The organism is Escherichia sp. MOD1-EC6162 (assembly GCF_002965125.1).
Taxonomy (GTDB): Bacteria; Pseudomonadota; Gammaproteobacteria; order Enterobacterales; family Enterobacteriaceae; genus Escherichia; species Escherichia marmotae.
Map to the genome: position 1 here is coordinate 35,357 of NZ_PTSB01000004.1, position 16,280 is coordinate 51,636.

The 16,280-nt window shown below is 50.7% G+C and carries 15 protein-coding genes and 1 other RNA gene; 8 read left to right on the forward strand and 8 right to left on the reverse strand.

Annotated features, from left to right (window positions below; all coding sequences use genetic code 11):
• Positions 1-99: 99 nt before the first annotated feature.
• From decR to amtB, 5 genes are all read left to right on the forward strand, one after another.
• Positions 100-558 carry a DNA-binding transcriptional regulator DecR gene (gene decR, locus A9587_RS04995; RefSeq protein WP_000884589.1) on the forward strand — a complete coding sequence of 153 codons (459 nt, stop codon included), beginning with the start codon at positions 100-102 and terminating at the stop codon, positions 556-558.
• A 29-nt stretch (positions 559-587) separates the two neighbouring features.
• Complete coding sequence (locus A9587_RS05000) at positions 588-2,360, forward strand: SmdA family multidrug ABC transporter permease/ATP-binding protein (RefSeq protein ID WP_001515893.1); 1,773 nt, start codon at positions 588-590, stop codon at positions 2,358-2,360.
• Positions 2,353-4,134: a SmdB family multidrug efflux ABC transporter permease/ATP-binding protein gene (locus A9587_RS05005; protein ID WP_001256183.1), complete on the forward strand. Its 1,782-nt coding sequence runs from the start codon at positions 2,353-2,355 to the stop codon at positions 4,132-4,134. Before A9587_RS05000 ends, A9587_RS05005 begins: the two co-directional genes overlap by 8 nt.
• Before the next feature lie 180 nt (positions 4,135-4,314).
• Positions 4,315-4,653, forward strand: a complete 339-nt coding sequence (glnK, locus tag A9587_RS05010) for a P-II family nitrogen regulator (protein WP_000780338.1) — start codon at positions 4,315-4,317, stop codon at positions 4,651-4,653.
• A 29-nt stretch (positions 4,654-4,682) separates the two neighbouring features.
• Complete coding sequence (amtB, locus tag A9587_RS05015; protein ID WP_000685045.1) at positions 4,683-5,969, forward strand: ammonium transporter AmtB; 1,287 nt, start codon at positions 4,683-4,685, stop codon at positions 5,967-5,969.
• Between the two features lie 181 nt (positions 5,970-6,150).
• On the opposite strand, the gene tesB is transcribed toward amtB, so the two are convergent.
• A complete protein-coding gene (gene tesB, locus A9587_RS05020) occupies positions 6,151-7,011 on the reverse strand; it encodes an acyl-CoA thioesterase II (protein WP_000075873.1) in 861 nt (286 codons plus the stop codon).
• Between the two features lie 218 nt (positions 7,012-7,229).
• Here tesB and A9587_RS05025 point away from each other — a divergent pair, with 218 nt between their 5' ends.
• Positions 7,230-7,802, forward strand: a complete 573-nt coding sequence (locus tag A9587_RS05025; RefSeq protein ID WP_000779815.1) for a YbaY family lipoprotein — start codon at positions 7,230-7,232, stop codon at positions 7,800-7,802.
• A gap of 30 nt (positions 7,803-7,832) precedes the next feature.
• Here A9587_RS05025 and A9587_RS05030 read toward each other — a convergent pair whose 3' ends face one another.
• Positions 7,833-8,144, reverse strand: a complete 312-nt coding sequence (locus A9587_RS05030) for an MGMT family protein (protein WP_000409903.1) — start codon at positions 8,142-8,144, stop codon at positions 7,833-7,835.
• A gap of 162 nt (positions 8,145-8,306) precedes the next feature.
• Between A9587_RS05030 and ffs the strand changes: the two genes are divergently transcribed.
• Both ffs and A9587_RS05040 read left to right on the forward strand, forming a co-directional pair.
• An RNA gene (ffs, locus tag A9587_RS05035) (signal recognition particle sRNA small type) lies at positions 8,307-8,403 on the forward strand.
• 120 nt (positions 8,404-8,523) lie between these two features.
• Entirely contained in the window at positions 8,524-8,877 is a 354-nt protein-coding gene (locus A9587_RS05040) for a DUF1428 domain-containing protein (RefSeq protein WP_000878149.1), read from the forward strand.
• Between the two features lie 36 nt (positions 8,878-8,913).
• On the opposite strand, the gene A9587_RS05045 is transcribed toward A9587_RS05040, so the two are convergent.
• The 6 genes from A9587_RS05045 to acrB all read right to left on the reverse strand — a co-directional run bounded on the left by A9587_RS05045 (position 8,914) and on the right by acrB (position 16,260).
• Positions 8,914-10,464, reverse strand: a complete 1,551-nt coding sequence (locus A9587_RS05045) for an EAL domain-containing protein (RefSeq protein ID WP_105263333.1) — start codon at positions 10,462-10,464, stop codon at positions 8,914-8,916.
• Between the two features lie 163 nt (positions 10,465-10,627).
• Entirely contained in the window at positions 10,628-11,098 is a 471-nt protein-coding gene (locus A9587_RS05050; protein WP_001515897.1) for a YlaC family protein, read from the reverse strand.
• 114 nt (positions 11,099-11,212) lie between these two features.
• The gene (gene maa / locus A9587_RS05055) at positions 11,213-11,764 is read right to left on the reverse strand and encodes a maltose O-acetyltransferase (protein WP_000102537.1); all 552 of its coding nucleotides are present in this window, start codon (positions 11,762-11,764) and stop codon (positions 11,213-11,215) included.
• Positions 11,765-11,935: 171 nt separating this feature from the next.
• Positions 11,936-12,154 (reverse strand): HHA domain-containing protein, encoded by a 219-nt coding sequence (locus tag A9587_RS05060; RefSeq protein ID WP_001280991.1) that lies wholly within the window; start codon positions 12,152-12,154, stop codon positions 11,936-11,938.
• Between the two features lie 4 nt (positions 12,155-12,158).
• Positions 12,159-12,554 carry an Hha toxicity modulator TomB gene (gene tomB / locus A9587_RS05065; RefSeq protein ID WP_000344801.1) on the reverse strand — a complete coding sequence of 132 codons (396 nt, stop codon included), beginning with the start codon at positions 12,552-12,554 and terminating at the stop codon, positions 12,159-12,161.
• Positions 12,555-13,110: 556 nt separating this feature from the next.
• Positions 13,111-16,260, reverse strand: a complete 3,150-nt coding sequence (gene acrB / locus A9587_RS05070; protein ID WP_001132495.1) for an efflux RND transporter permease AcrB — start codon at positions 16,258-16,260, stop codon at positions 13,111-13,113.
• Between the last annotated feature and the right edge of the window lie 20 nt (positions 16,261-16,280).

Here is a 16,280-nt window from a genome sequence, read left to right on the forward strand (position 1 = left end):
TCATTTTGTGCAGTGGCGTTTAAACCGCACAGAATAAATTGTCGGTATTTGACCTTTAAAATAGAATGAAAAGAGAAAATAATTCTCTGTGGGTGGGCTATGTTAGATAAAATTGATCGTAAACTGCTGGCCTTGCTACAGCAGGATTGTACCCTCTCTTTGCAGGCTCTGGCAGAAGCCGTTAATCTGACAACCACGCCTTGCTGGAAGCGTCTGAAACGGCTGGAGGATGACGGTATCCTTATCGGCAAAGTTGCCTTACTGGACCCGGAAAAAATTGGCCTCGGGCTGACCGCTTTTGTACTGATTAAAACGCAACATCACAGCAGCGAATGGTATTGCCGCTTTGTCACGGTGGTAACGGAAATGCCAGAAGTGCTGGGGTTCTGGCGCATGGCCGGTGAATACGATTATCTGATGCGTGTCCAGGTTGCCGACATGAAACGCTACGACGAGTTTTATAAGCGTCTGGTAAACAGCGTGCCAGGGCTGTCGGACGTTACTTCCAGTTTCGCGATGGAACAGATTAAATACACCACTTCTTTACCCATCGAATAAATATCCAAAATCAGGTCAGGACACAACGCGTGCGATTATTTGCTCAACTAAGCTGGTATTTCCGTCGGGAATGGCGTCGCTATCTCGGGGCTGTGGCCTTGCTTGTCATTATCGCGATGCTGCAACTGGTTCCGCCGAAAGTAGTCGGGATTGTGGTCGATGGCGTGACGGAACAACACTTTACGACCGGACAGATCCTGATGTGGATCGCCACTATGGTGCTGATTGCAGTCGTGGTTTATCTACTGCGTTATGTCTGGCGTGTACTGTTGTTCGGTGCGTCTTATCAACTGGCTGTTGAACTGCGTGAAGATTATTACCGCCAGTTAAGCCGCCAGCATCCAGAATTTTACCTGCGTCACCGGACGGGGGACTTAATGGCCCGCGCGACGAATGACGTTGATCGCGTGGTATTTGCTGCCGGGGAAGGGGTGCTGACGCTGGTGGATTCGCTGGTGATGGGCTGCGCGGTGCTGATTATGATGTCAACGCAAATTAGCTGGCAGTTGACCTTAATAGCGCTGCTGCCGATGCCGGTGATGGCGATCATGATCAAACGTAATGGCGACGCTTTACATGAGCGTTTTAAGCTGGCGCAGGCGGCGTTTTCCAGCCTCAACGACCGCACCCAGGAGAGCCTCACCAGTATCCGTATGATTAAAGCCTTTGGTCTGGAAGATCGCCAGTCGGCGCTATTTGCCGCAGATGCCGAGGACACTGGCAAGAAAAACATGCGTGTGGCACGTATTGATGCCCGTTTCGATCCGACCATCTATATCGCTATTGGGATGGCGAATTTACTGGCGATTGGTGGGGGAAGCTGGATGGTTGTGCAGGGTAGTTTAACGCTGGGACAGCTCACCAGTTTTATGATGTATCTTGGCCTGATGATCTGGCCGATGCTGGCGCTGGCATGGATGTTTAACATTGTGGAACGCGGCAGCGCGGCGTACAGCCGTATTCGAACGATGCTGGCGGAAGCGCCGGTCGTCAAAGATGGTAGCGAAAGTGTGCCGGAAGGACGCGGTAAACTGGATGTGAATATTCGCCAGTTTACCTATCCGCAAACTCACCATCCTGCGCTGGAAAACGTCAGTTTCGTATTGAAGCCCGGTCAGATGCTGGGCATTTGCGGGCCGACCGGTTCCGGCAAAAGTACCGTGCTGTCACTCATTCAGCGTCATTTCGACGTCAGCGAGGGGGATATTCGCTTTCATGATATTCCTCTGACGCAGCTACAACTCGACAGTTGGCGTAGCCGCCTGGCAGTCGTCAGTCAGACGCCGTTCCTTTTTTCCGACACCGTGGCGAATAACATTGCGCTGGGTTGCCCGAATGCTACCCAGCAAGAGATTGAGCACGTAGCGCGTTTGGCCAGTGTGCATGACGATATTCTTCGTCTGCCGCAAGGTTACGACACAGAAGTGGGCGAACGTGGCGTGATGCTTTCCGGTGGCCAAAAACAGCGTATCTCCATTGCCCGGGCGTTACTGGTGAATGCGGAAATCCTCATTCTGGATGATGCGCTTTCTGCGGTGGACGGACGCACAGAGCACCAGATCCTGCATAACCTGCGCCAGTGGGGACAGGGGCGAACGGTCATCATCAGCGCCCATCGTCTTTCTGCACTGACAGAAGCCAGTGAAATAATTGTGATGCAGCACGGGCATATCGCTCAACGCGGCGATCATGATGTGCTGGCGCAACAAAGCGGCTGGTATCGCGATATGTATCGCTATCAACAACTGGAGGCGGCGCTTGACGATGCCCCTGAAATTCACGAGGAGGCCGTTGATGCGTAGTTTTAGCCAACTGTGGCCGACTCTGAAGCGCCTGTTAGCATACGGTTCGCCGTGGCGTAAGCCGCTGGGGATTGCGGTTCTGATGATGTGGGTTGCAGCAGCGGCAGAAGTGAGTGGGCCGCTGCTCATCAGCTATTTTATCGACAATATGGTGGCGAAAAATAATCTGCCGTTGAAGATGGTTGTTGGTCTGGCGGTGGCGTATGTTGGGCTGCAACTGCTTGCCGCCGGACTGCACTACGCGCAGTCGTTGTTGTTTAACCGGGCGGCGGTTGGCGTTGTACAACAGTTGCGTACCGACGTGATGGATGCTGCGCTACGCCAGCCATTAAGTGAGTTTGATACCCAGCCGGTCGGGCAGGTCATTTCCCGCGTCACCAATGACACAGAAGTGATCCGCGATCTCTACGTTACCGTGGTAGCAACCGTTTTGCGTAGCGCCGCACTTGTGGGTGCGATGCTGGTGGCGATGTTCAGTCTCGACTGGCGAATGGCGCTGGTGGCAATAATGATCTTCCCGGTCGTGCTGGTGGTGATGGTGATATACCAGCGTTACAGTACGCCGATTGTCCGCCGCGTGCGCGCCTATCTGGCGGATATCAACGACGGTTTTAACGAAATCATCAATGGCATGAGCGTTATCCAGCAGTTCCGTCAGCAGGCGCGATTTGGTGAACGTATGGGGGAGGCCAGCCGTTCGCACTATATGGCGCGAATGCAAACCCTGCGGCTCGACGGCTTTTTACTGCGACCACTGCTTAGTCTGTTTTCATCGCTCATTCTTTGCGGTTTGTTGATGCTGTTTGGTTTCTCTGCCAGTGGCACTATTGAAGTGGGCGTGTTGTATGCGTTTATCAGCTATCTGGGGCGACTTAACGAACCATTAATCGAACTGACCACGCAACAGGCAATGCTGCAACAGGCTGTTGTCGCAGGTGAGCGTGTATTTGAACTGATGGACGGGCCGCGCCAGCAATATGGCAATGATGATCGCCCGTTACAGAGCGGCACCATTGACGTCGATAATGTGTCGTTTGCCTATCGTGATGACAATCTGGTACTGAAAAACATTAATCTGTCTGTGCCTTCGCGCAACTTTGTGGCGCTGGTCGGGCATACCGGCAGTGGCAAAAGCACTTTGGCAAGTTTGCTGATGGGCTATTACCCGCTAACGGAAGGCGAGATTCGTCTCGACGGCCGTCCGTTAAGTTCGCTAAGTCACAGCGCGCTGCGCCAGGGCGTGGCAATGGTGCAGCAAGATCCGGTTGTGCTGGCGGATTCCTTCCTGGCGAACGTTACGCTGGGGCGTGATATCTCCGAAGAACGCGTCTGGCAAGCGCTGGAAACGGTGCAACTGGCAGAGCTGGCGCGCAGCATGAGCGACGGCATTTATACGCCGTTGGGCGAGCAGGGGAATAATCTCTCAGTCGGGCAAAAACAGTTGCTGGCGCTGGCGCGCGTGCTGGTAGAAACACCGCAAATCCTGATCCTTGATGAAGCAACCGCCAGTATTGATTCCGGTACTGAACAGGCGATTCAGCACGCCCTGGCGGCGGTGCGCGAACATACTACGCTGGTGGTGATCGCTCACCGCTTATCGACCATTGTTGATGCCGACACCATTCTGGTGCTTCATCGTGGACAAGCCGTGGAGCAGGGGACGCACCAGCAACTGCTTGCGGCTCAGGGACGTTACTGGCAGATGTACCAACTGCAACTTGCAGGAGAAGAACTGGCTGCCAGCGTACGTGAAGAGGAATCGTTGAGCGCCTGATTAGCGCAAAATTTCATCGTTGGTGCAAAAATGCAACGCACTGTGCACTGTCATAGTGCGTTTTTGTTTTCAATCACCTTTGCGTCCTGCTTTCCCTCTCGTTTTTCATTTCTGGCACACCGCTTGCAATACCTTCTTCGTGTAGCAGAACCATTACCGAATTCTGACCGGAGGGGATCTATGAAGCTGGTGACCGTGATAATCAAACCATTCAAGCTGGAAGACGTTCGTGAAGCGTTATCTTCCATTGGCATCCAGGGCCTGACCGTCACTGAAGTGAAAGGTTTCGGGCGTCAGAAAGGGCATGCTGAGCTGTACCGTGGCGCGGAATACAGCGTCAATTTCCTGCCAAAAGTAAAAATCGATGTGGCGATTGCCGATGATCAACTCGATGAAGTGATCGATATCGTCAGCAAGGCGGCTTACACCGGAAAAATTGGCGACGGCAAAATCTTTGTCGCTGAATTGCAACGCGTCATTCGTATCCGTACCGGCGAAGCCGACGAAGCGGCGCTGTAATCTCTGGCACACAGCAACAGGACTGAAAAATGAAGATAGCGACGATAAAAACTGGGCTTGCTTCACTGGCGATGCTGCCAGGACTGGTAATGGCTGCTCCTGCGGTGGCAGATAAAGCCGACAATGCGTTTATGATGATTTGTACTGCGCTGGTGCTGTTTATGACTGTTCCGGGTATCGCGCTGTTTTATGGTGGCCTGATTCGCGGTAAAAACGTGCTGTCGATGCTGACACAGGTGACCGTGACCTTTGCATTGGTTTGTATTCTCTGGGTGGTTTACGGCTACTCACTGGCGTTTGGCGAGGGCAACAACTTCTTTGGCAACATTAACTGGTTAATGTTGAAAAATATCGAATTGACCGCGGTAATGGGCAGTATCTATCAGTATATCCACGTGGCGTTTCAGGGATCGTTTGCCTGTATTACCGTTGGCTTGATCGTCGGGGCGCTGGCGGAGAGGATTCGCTTCTCGGCAGTGTTAATCTTCGTGGTGGTGTGGTTGACGCTCTCTTACATTCCGATTGCGCATATGGTCTGGGGAGGCGGTTTGCTGGCTTCCCACGGTGCGCTGGATTTTGCCGGTGGCACAGTGGTGCACATTAACGCCGCAATCGCCGGTCTGGTAGGCGCGTATCTGGTCGGTAAACGCGTGGGCTTTGGCAAAGAGGCGTTTAAACCGCACAACCTGCCGATGGTCTTTACCGGAACTGCCATTCTTTATATCGGGTGGTTTGGTTTTAACGCCGGGTCTGCGGGCACGGCAAACGAAATTGCGGCACTGGCGTTTGTTAACACCGTGGTAGCAACGGCGGCGGCAATTCTTGGCTGGATCTTCGGTGAATGGGCACTGCGCGGTAAACCTTCTCTGCTGGGGGCTTGCTCTGGTGCGATTGCCGGTCTGGTCGGCGTGACGCCTGCCTGTGGTTACATTGGTGTTGGCGGCGCGTTGATTATCGGCGTGGTAGCTGGTCTGGCAGGCTTGTGGGGCGTTACTATGTTGAAACGTCTGCTGCGGGTGGATGATCCCTGCGATGTCTTCGGTGTACACGGCGTTTGCGGTATTGTCGGCTGTATCATGACCGGAATTTTTGCCGCCAGTTCGCTGGGCGGTGTGGGCTTCGCGGAAGGTGTGACGATGGGCCATCAGGTGTTGGTACAACTGGAAAGTATCGCCATTACGATCGTCTGGTCTGGTGTGGTGGCGTTTATCGGCTACAAACTGGCGGATTTGACGGTTGGCCTGCGTGTACCGGAAGAACAGGAACGTGAAGGGCTGGACGTCAACAGCCACGGCGAAAATGCCTATAACGCGTAACCTGCAATCAAATACAAATTTGCCTGATGCGCTGTGCTTATCAGGCCGACAATAAAAATCACAATTTATTGAATTTACAAGAATTGGTAGGCCGGATAAGGCGTTTACGCCGCCACCGGCATCAACAAAAGCACGTTACCAACAATCTGACAGCCGGACGGTTTTCACCTCCGGCTGTTTTTTAATTGTGATTACGCATTACCCCTTCCTGAACGGTCGAGGCAATCAGCATGCCGTCCTGGGTATAAAACTCACCACGCACAAATCCGCGGGCACTGGACGCTGACGTGCTCTCCACGCTATACAGCAGCCATTCGTTTAAATTAAACGGTCGATGGAACCACATGGAATGGTCGATGGTAGCAATTTGAATCCCCGGTTCGAGAAAACCGATGCCGTGCGGCTGTAAAGCTACTGGCAAGAAATTGAGGTCAGAGGCATAACCGAGCAGGTACTGATGAACGCGCAGATCATCCGGCACGCTGCCGTTCGCGCGGATCCACACCTGACGATGGGGGGCTGCGACGTGGCCTTTCAGTGGGTTATGAAACTCCACCGGACGGACTTCCAGCGGACGATCACAGATAAATTTATCTTTCAGCACTGGCGGTAACAAGTGGGCCAGCGACTGGGCGATTTGCGTTTCCGAAGGCAGACCATCAGGCGCAGGGGCTGGAGGCATCTCTTTTTGGTGTTCGAAACCCGCTTCCGGTGCCTGGAAAGAGGCCGTCATATAAAAGATCGGTTTGCCGTTTTGAATAGCAGCCACACGACGGGCGCTGAAACTGTTGCCGTCGCGCAGCGTTTCGACATCGTAAATAATCGGCTTTTTACTGTCGCCAGGGCGAAGAAAGTAGCTGTGGAACGAATGCACCAGACGCTCTTCGGGAACTGTCTCTTTTGCAGCATACAGCGCCTGACCCACGACCTGGCCACCAAACACCTGGCGTAAACCTAAATCTTCACTCTGGCCGCGAAAGAGTCCTTCCTCAATTTTTTCCAGATTCAACAATGTCAGTAAATTTTTTAAGGCCTGACTCATATTAACTCTCCAGTAACAAAGCTGCCGCAGCAAGCCAAAGTGAGTTGAGTATAACGCAATTTTGTTACTGGTCCGATGGGTGCAATGGTCTGAATTACTGGCTAAATGCAGGCGTTAATACGTGACATGTGCCACACTTATTGACGTTACTATTTTGTTAACCACTCTTCCGGCGAGGAAAGTTAGCCCGCTGGTGCATTGATAATAAGGAGAAGTGAATGAAACTCGTGCACATGGCCAGTGGTTTAGCGGTTGCGATTGCGTTGGCGGCTTGCGCGGATAAAAGCGCGGATATCCAGACGCCAGCACCGGCTGCAAATACGTCTATTGCAGCGACACAGCAACCTGCTATACAACAACCGAATGTTTCCGGTACGGTCTGGATCCGTCAGAAAGTCGCACTGCCGCCTGACGCCGTGCTGACCGTGACACTTTCTGACGCGTCGTTAGCGGATGCGCCTTCTAAAGTTCTGGCGCAGAAAGCAGTACGTACCGAAGGTAAACAGTCACCGTTCAGTTTTGTTCTGCCATTTAACCCGGCAGACGTTCAGCCGAATGCGCGTATCCTGTTGAGTGCGGCGGTTACCGTCAACGACAAACTGGTGTTTATCACCGATACCGTTCAACCGGTGATCAATCAGGGCGGAACCAAAGCTGACCTGACATTAGTGCCGGTTCAGCAAACCGCCGTGCCGGTTCAGGCCAGCGGTGGCGCAACAACCACTGTACCGTCGACTTCCCCGACACAAGTGAATCCGTCTTCGGCAGTTCCAGCACCTACGCAATACTAAGCGCCATTAACCCTTTCCGTCCGGAGAGGGTTAATAAATCCAGCGATAACGCTGCAAGTCGATTTGCCCGCTTCCCGACACCATCACACCTTCTGCCAGCAACGCCTGCCGCTGACGCTGTAAATCTGGGCCGGTTAACGAAATTGTGCCATGGCGATTAACCACCCGGTGCCAGGGCAAGGTGCTGCCTTCGGGTAGGCGCTTTAACACAGCGCCTACCTGGCGCGCGGCGCGGGGTGATCCTGCCAGTTTTGCGACATCACCGTAGGTGGTGACATAGCCTTCGGGAATAGCGGCTACGATTTGCCAGACGCGTTGGGGAAATGAATCTTCTTTTTCCATCTTTTCTTCCTGAGGTAATTTTTCAGCATAATCTGGAAAAACGCCTGAGTGAAGCCGCATTGCGCAAGAAAGCAGCATCTGGCACGCAATGGGTTGCAATTAGCAGGGGCAGCAGTGATAATGCGCCTGCGCGTTGGTTCTCAACGCTCTCAATGGGGGCTCTGTTGGTTCTCCCGCAACGCTACTCTGTTTACCAGGTCAGGTCCGGAAGGAAGCAGCCAAGGCAGATGACGCGTGTGCCGGGATGTAGCTGGCAGGGCCCCCACCCATTTCTGTTTCCCCGCCGTTTCGTCAAAAAATCTCAATGTGGCTAAACTTTAATCACGACTGACGCTGCAGGAATTGCCTGACTGCGCAGTACGCTTCGGAGGAGTTTCTGATGAAGTATGTTGATGGGTTTGTTGTTGCTGTTCCTGCCGAAAATAAGGATGCCTACCGGGAAATGGCCGCAAAGGCCGCGCCACTGTTTAAAGAGTTTGGCGCGCTTCGCATTGTCGAATGTTGGGCCAGCGATGTGCCAAACGGCAAAGTGACCGATTTTCGCATGGCAGTGAAAGCGGAAGAGAATGAGGAAGTGGTGTTTAGCTGGATTGAATATCCTTCAAAAGAGGTCCGCGACGCTGCCAATCAAAAAATGATGTCTGACCCACGGATGAAAGAGTTCGGTGAATCAATGCCGTTTGATGGCAAACGGATGATTTACGGTGGGTTCGAGTCAATCATCGACGAGTAGCGTGACGGGCTGTGCGGCGTGCCGCCAGCCCCTAATTCAGAGATGCTGTTTTGCCCAGATAATGAAATCTTCTTTTGGCAAAGCTTTGCTGTACAACCAGCCCTGACCGTAGTGCACACCATGCTGGCGTAGCCACTCTTCCTGTTTGCTGGTTTCGATGCCTTCCGCCACCATTTTCAGCTTCAGCGTTTTTGCCATTTCGATGATATGCGGGGTGACATTTTTATATTCCAGTGCGTCAACGAAGGATTTATCTATTTTCAGAATATCGACATCCAGATCCTGCAAATAACTTAAGCTCGAATAACCAGTACCGAAATCATCCAGATAAATATCATGACCGGCTTCCCGGTAGCGAGAAATGATCGGAGCGCTGGTTTTCGGATCGGCAAACTCGCGCTCTGTGAGTTCAAGCGCGATCTGTTTAGGGTTAACCTGGTAGTGGTTGATCATTTTCCCCAGGAGTTGCGGAATTTTTTCCGATGTGAGCACAGTAGATTCCAGATTGATTGAAATATGCTGGTTCTGGTGTTGTCGCAGCCAGTCGCCCATATCTTCAAATACGTTTCTTATAATCAGCAGCGTCAGTGGTTCAGAAAGACCCGTTTGCTGTGCCAGCGGGATGAAACTATCCGGTGACAACCAGCTACCGTCCGTCTGTGGCCAACGTGCCAGTGCTTCGGCACCGACAATTTTGCCATTGGCTAAGGAGACAATCGGCTGATAATGTACGCAAATATCACGGTTTTCGATGGCATCTTGCAGTCGGTGATGCGGTGACTGGAGGCGGCGCAAAATACGAAGCACAAATATCGCTGCCAGCAGACCAATTAATAACCCAACAGGTAACCAAATAAAGACCTGCCGATACCAGCTTGTTTGCAACATTTTCGTTGGAGCCCAGGTGATGATGGAAATATTCATCTCCGGGAGGGGCTGGATGTCGTAAATAATTCCATTATTTTCGATATGCTCACCGGGCGTTTTTTGTAGTTGGGTAATAATGCCCCGGGCAATTTCATCGCTGCTGGTTATGACAGTATTATGGGCATTGCCAATAATGGCGGCATCAATTTGCCATGAGCTATAAGGAATTACGTCGATAAAGGAGGCAGGATCGATCATTACTACGTAATGTGCGGTTCCCATAGCAACCATGTAACGGGTGATACCTAAGTCGTTGTGCGAGGTTAACCAGACACGATAACCCTCTTTTGAAATCCTCCCCGGCTCCGGGAAGGTATCCGGTGGGCTTTCGTGTTCCAGAGAAGAGCACTGGGGAATGTTGTTATCGATATAGACCACTTCCTGAATATAGCGATAGCTGTATGAAACCCGGCGCATTTCCATGAGATGTTCTTCACTACAGGCTCCACCTTGCCATCTTTCCAGCTCTTGCAGCGCATCTTTTCCTTGCATCGCCACTTTATTGGCTCGAATAGCGACACGGGAAGAATAGGTATTCAACTCCTCAATAAATGACGCTTCTACCTGCTGATGGGCCAACCAGACGCTTAAGCCAACAGGCAGCAGTACTGAAAGTATAAGTACACCTGAAATCAGGCTGACCAGATGTCGTGTTCTCACCAGCATGTCCTTATTAACACAGTGTAGGGAAAGTATATCTGATCGTGAAAAAAGGCTGGCAAGAGATCAGTGGTTAGGACGGGGATTTCATGCAGTGACAGGTGGCAACGATCGTTGTCAATTGACCAGGCGTAGAGGTTTACGCCTGGTGGGAAAACCTAACTTAAGATGTTACTTCGGTGCGGGTGAGGGTGAATATATCGTAAAAAGACAGTTCACCTTTACGGGCGATCATTTTTTGCAGTTGTTCTTTGTGGATATTCGCGACACGCGGCGAGTTCAGTATGGCTTCAACCAGCGCAGCAGGGACAAATCGCGTGTTATACCATTCGCCGTTATAGCAAACCCGAAAATCGAGCACGTCGATATCTTCATAGCGGTAGCGTGGGTAGACATCGAAAAAGAAGAAACCGTTAAGCAGGATGAATAACACAACCAGTAGCCAGACTGAATCTGACAGCGTTTGGGACTGCAACATTACCGCCAGTGTGGCAAAAAAAGCAACATACATGCCGATAAACAGCCCCGGATGTTTGCGGATAAAACTGATACTAAAGCGGGGTTTGTTGTCGCGTTTTTCGCGCGTATTCAGAGAATCAATCGTTTCGGTTAGCAGGCGTTGTATTTCAGTCATCTTTTGCCTTCGTGGTATCTGCAACTTTCCAGTGAACACCCTATTTTAACGTGGGAATGATATGAAGAAAGTAACAGATTTGCCACAATTTTGCATAACAGTTGCAAATTGTAGTTACAACTTTTTAATGATTCTGGCTGGGTTGCCGCCCACGACGACGTTGTCCGGGATATCTTTTGTGACGACCGCACCTGATGCCACTACGACGTTATCGCCAATGGTAACGCCCGGGTTAATGATGGCACGCCCCCCAATCCAGACGTTATTACCGATAGTCACCGGTTTCCCCAGTTCACCACCAGCATTACGTTCTACAGGATCGACAGGGTGTGTAGCGGTATAAATATGAACGCCCGGAGCCAGAATGCAATTATCGCCAATACGAATAGGGCAGACATCAAGCATTACGCAATCGAAGTTTGCGTAAAACCCTTTACCGAGGAAAATGTTATAGCCATAGTCGCAACGAAAGGAAGGCTCAATATACGCATCCGCAACCTGGCCGAGTAAATCGGTGAGAATTTGTTGGCGTAGTGATTGATCTTCCGGCGCGGAATGGTTGTATTGGTGAATAAGCTGACGAGCGCGCAGGCGATCGCGAGATAAAGTCTCATCTGCCGAGCAATACAACTCACCAGCAATCATCTTTTCTTTTTCTGTGCTCATTACAAACATCCTGGTTGCTGAAAATGCGGCAACACAGTAATGCAAAAAGCCAATGAAGAGAACGTTCCCGTTACTTCTGTGTGATGGAGATCACATGAGGAATGCCTTCATGGAAAAAATAGAATATACTTAATAAACAGACTGTTATAGCCTGATTTTATACTAATTGAGTTATCGAATAAATTTCCACACCGAGGAAGGGATCTTGTCGTAAAGCTTATTCATGGTCAATTCTGCAAGGCGGTGATCTGCGGCTGAGTAAAATACCGCCAGTTCATTATCTGATAGTTCGTATTTATTTTTCTCGATAACACGTTCCAGCGTGTCAATTGTCTGACAACGACGCAAACGCATCAAATAATCGGTTTTTGTTAAAGGTTTATCGGACATACTTCTACCCATGGTTGTAATAATTCGAACAAGATAAACTTGCAGGATTCTCTTTCGTGGCATTCACGAAACAACGGAACAGTCGGTTACCTGACTTCCGCCATTTCTGGAGATCCTGCATATTAATACCATAACTACTGAACAACATAAAGGTGTCGTCCAGATATTCATCTATCTGCTCAATGAGCTTATTGTCTTCATTATACTTAATTTTGTAATTAAGCGCGAAGGTTGCAATATGCTCAATGAGTTCATTAAGTTGCAGATTGATAGCCGAGGTAGGGTCGTTAACCCAACCATGATTGCTTTCTTCAAGGTTTGCAAGACAGTCATGATACAGGGTTTCGCAAAGAAACTTAAGCTGTGCAATATCATGTCTTTTTGGTGAGTATTCATCCATAACGCGTCCCCTTCTTAGCGATTGAACTAACGGACACCTTTCGGGATGGGAAAACTTACTGACCTGGACTTGCCCTCACATTTGTTAGATTAACTATAATCCACTCTTTGAAGGTTTTCATCGCATTATTACGAAAAATTACAATTAGGAGGAGGAGAGGGAAAAGGCTTACTTCTTCATCCTGGCACCAACTACGTAAAGCCTAAAGCAGTTAGTTTGATGCTATTCATAACGTAATCAGGATTCTCGCATCGCGGCTGATAAAATGGTATGGGAATTTGTCACACTAATACCCAGGATTGCTCTGATTATGATGTAATTGACATGAATAAATAAAGAATTGCCGCAAATAATTAAGAATAGCCTCTAGATGTCTATGGGTTATTATACCTATTAGCGCGACTTAATATAAATTAACTAACAATAGGCATTTTTTATGAATTTTATGCCGCGTTAAAACTACCCTCCGTTTGAAACCTTAACTGTAAACATTGTGACTTTAAGATTATACGTATTAAAAAGGCCGCTTGCGCGGCCTTAGTGATTACGAGTTTTATCAATGATGATCGACAGTATGGTTGTGTTCGATATCTTCATTCTTACGGCTAAAGCGGCGGCGAACCACCACAAAGAACACCGGAACGAAGAAGATCGCCAGTACCGTTGCGGTCACCATGCCGCCCATTACACCAGTACCAACTGCGTTCTGTGCGCCGGAACCAGCACCAGTACTGATAACCAGCGGCATAACACCGAGGATAAACGCCAGTGAAGTCATCAGGATCGGACGTAAACGCATTCGCACCGCATCCAGAGTAGCTTCAATCAGACCTTTACCTTCTTTATCCATCAAGTCTTTGGCGAATTCGACGATAAGTATCGCGTTCTTCGCTGACAACCCAATGGTTGTGAGCAGGCCCACCTGGAAGTAAACGTCGTTGGTTAAGCCACGGAAGGTGGCTGCCAGCAATGCACCGATAACCCCCAGTGGAACAACCAGCATAACGGAGAACGGAATTGACCAGCTCTCATACAGTGCCGCCAGACACAGGAACACGACAATCAACGAAATCGCGTACAGCGAAGGTGCCTGGTTACCGGAGAGGCGTTCCTGATAGGACATCCCCGTCCAGTCGTAGCCAACCCCCGTAGGCAGCTTACTCGCCAGTTGTTCCATCAGCGCCATCGCTTCACCGGTACTCTTACCCGGTGCCGCCTGACCTAAGATCTCCATGGATGGCAGACCGTTGTAACGTTCCAGACGCGGCGAACCGTATTCCCAATGTGAAGAGGAGAACGCCGAGAATGGCACCATCTGACCATCAGCAGCACGAACATACCAGTTACCGATATCTTCCGGCAGCATGCGGTATTTCGCTTCTGACATTACGTAAACTTTCTTCACACGACCGCGGTCGATAAAGTCGTTCACGTAGCTGCCGCCCCATGCAGCCCCCAGGGTGGTGTTAATGTCGTTAATAGAAACACCCAGTGCCTGAGCTTTTTCCTGGTCGATATCAATCTTAAACTGCGGCGTATCTTCCAGGCCGTTCGGACGCACGCTGGTCAGCAGATCAGGGTGCTTCGCTGCTTCGCCCAGCAACTGGTTACGTGCCTGGGTCAGTTTTTCGTGGCCGAGGCCCGCCTGGTCAATCAGCTCAAAGTCAAAGCCGGTTGCCGTACCCAGTTCCACAATCGCTGGCAGGTTAAAGGCGAACACCATCGCATCTTTAATTTGCGAGAAGGCACGCGTTGCACGCGTGGTAATCGCTTCAACTTTGTTCTCATCACCCGGACGGTCAGCCCAGTCCTTCAACGAAACGAACGCAATACCCGTGTTCTGACCACGTCCCGCAAAGCCGAAGCCGTTAACGGCGAACACCGATTCAACGTTGTTCTTTTCTTTGGTCAGGTAGTAATTCGTCACCTCGTTGAGCACTTTTTGCGTGCGTTCTTGTGTTGCACCTGCAGGCAGTTGGACCATGGTCATAAACACGCCCTGGTCTTCATCTGGCAAGAAGGAGCTTGGCAGACGCACGAACAGATAGGCCATGCCGACAACAATGATCAGATACAGCACCAGGTAACGCCCCGTACTGCGCAGAATACCGCCTACGCTGTCGGTATAGTGGTGCGTGCTCTTTTCGAACATGCGGTTAAACCAGCCGAAGAAGCCTTTTTTACCTTCCCCATGATCGCCTTTAGCGATAGGTTTTAGCATGGTCGCACAAAGCGCCGGAGTCAGGATCAACGCCACCAGTACTGACAATGCCATTGCGGAAACAATGGTAATGGAGAACTGACGATAGATTGCACCAGTTGAGCCGCCAAAGAAGGCCATCGGTATAAATACAGCCGACAGCACCATCGCGATACCAACCAGTGCGCCCTGAATCTGCCCCATTGACTTACGAGTGGCTTCTTTCGGCGGCAGACCTTCTTCTGCCATCACACGTTCAACGTTTTCTACCACAACGATGGCGTCATCCACCAACAGGCCGATAGCGAGCACCATCCCGAACATTGTTAGCGTGTTTATCGAGAAACCAAAGGCAGCAAGGACGGCAAATGTTCCCAGCAATACCACCGGTACAGCAATGGTCGGAATCAACGTCGCGCGGAAGTTCTGCAAGAACAGATACATTACCAGGAACACGAGGATGATTGCTTCGACCAGGGTTTTCACTACTTCGTGAATGGAGATTTTCACGAACGGCGTAGTGTCGTATGGATAAACGATTTTCAGACCCGACGGGAAAAACGGCTCCATCTTCGCCAGTTCAGCCCGGATTGCTGAGGCGGTATCCAGCGCGTTTGCACCGGTCGCCAGCTTGATACCCAGACCAGAAGCCGGTTGTCCGTTAAATTCCGCGATGATGTCGTAGTTTTCACCACCCAGCTCAATTTTCGCCACATCACGCAGCAGTACGCGGGAACCATCCTGATTCACTTTCAGCAGAATTTTGCCGAACTCTTCAGTGGAGGTCAGACGCGTCTGAGCAATAATAGAGGCGTTAAGCTGCTGGCCTTTAACCGGCGGCGTACCACCGAGCTGACCGGCAGCTACCTGGGCGTTCTGTGCTTTGATTGCGGTAATAACATCAACCGGCGTTAACTGGTATTTGTTCAGTTCATTCGGGTTCATCCAGATACGCATCGCGTACTGGGAACCGAACAACTGAACGTCACCGACGCCCGATGTACGGCTGATGGCATCTTTCATATTTGCCGCTACGTAGTCAGAGATATCCTCCTGCGTCATGGTGCCGTCGGTGTTGATAACGCCGACAACCATCAGGAAGCTACTGGAAGATTTCTCAACACTCACCCCTTGCTGCTGTACTTCCTGCGGCAGTAACGGCATTGCCAGTTGCAGTTTGTTCTGCACCTGAACCTGCGCGATATCCGCATCAGTACCAGACTCAAAGGTCAGAGTGATCTGCACAGTACCTGTGGAGTCACTATTGGATGACATGTACATCAGGTTATCGATACCGTTCATATTCTGTTCGATAACCTGTGTAACAGTATCCTGCACTGTTTTTGCATCAGCGCCAGGATAGGAAGCGGAGATCGTTACTGCCGGCGGTGCAATCGTAGGATATTGCGCCACCGGCAGTTTGAGGATCGCCAGCCCCCCTGCCAACATGATGATGATGGCGATCACCCACGCAAAAATCGGGCGATCAATAAAGAAATTAGGCATGTCTTAACGGCTCCTGTTTA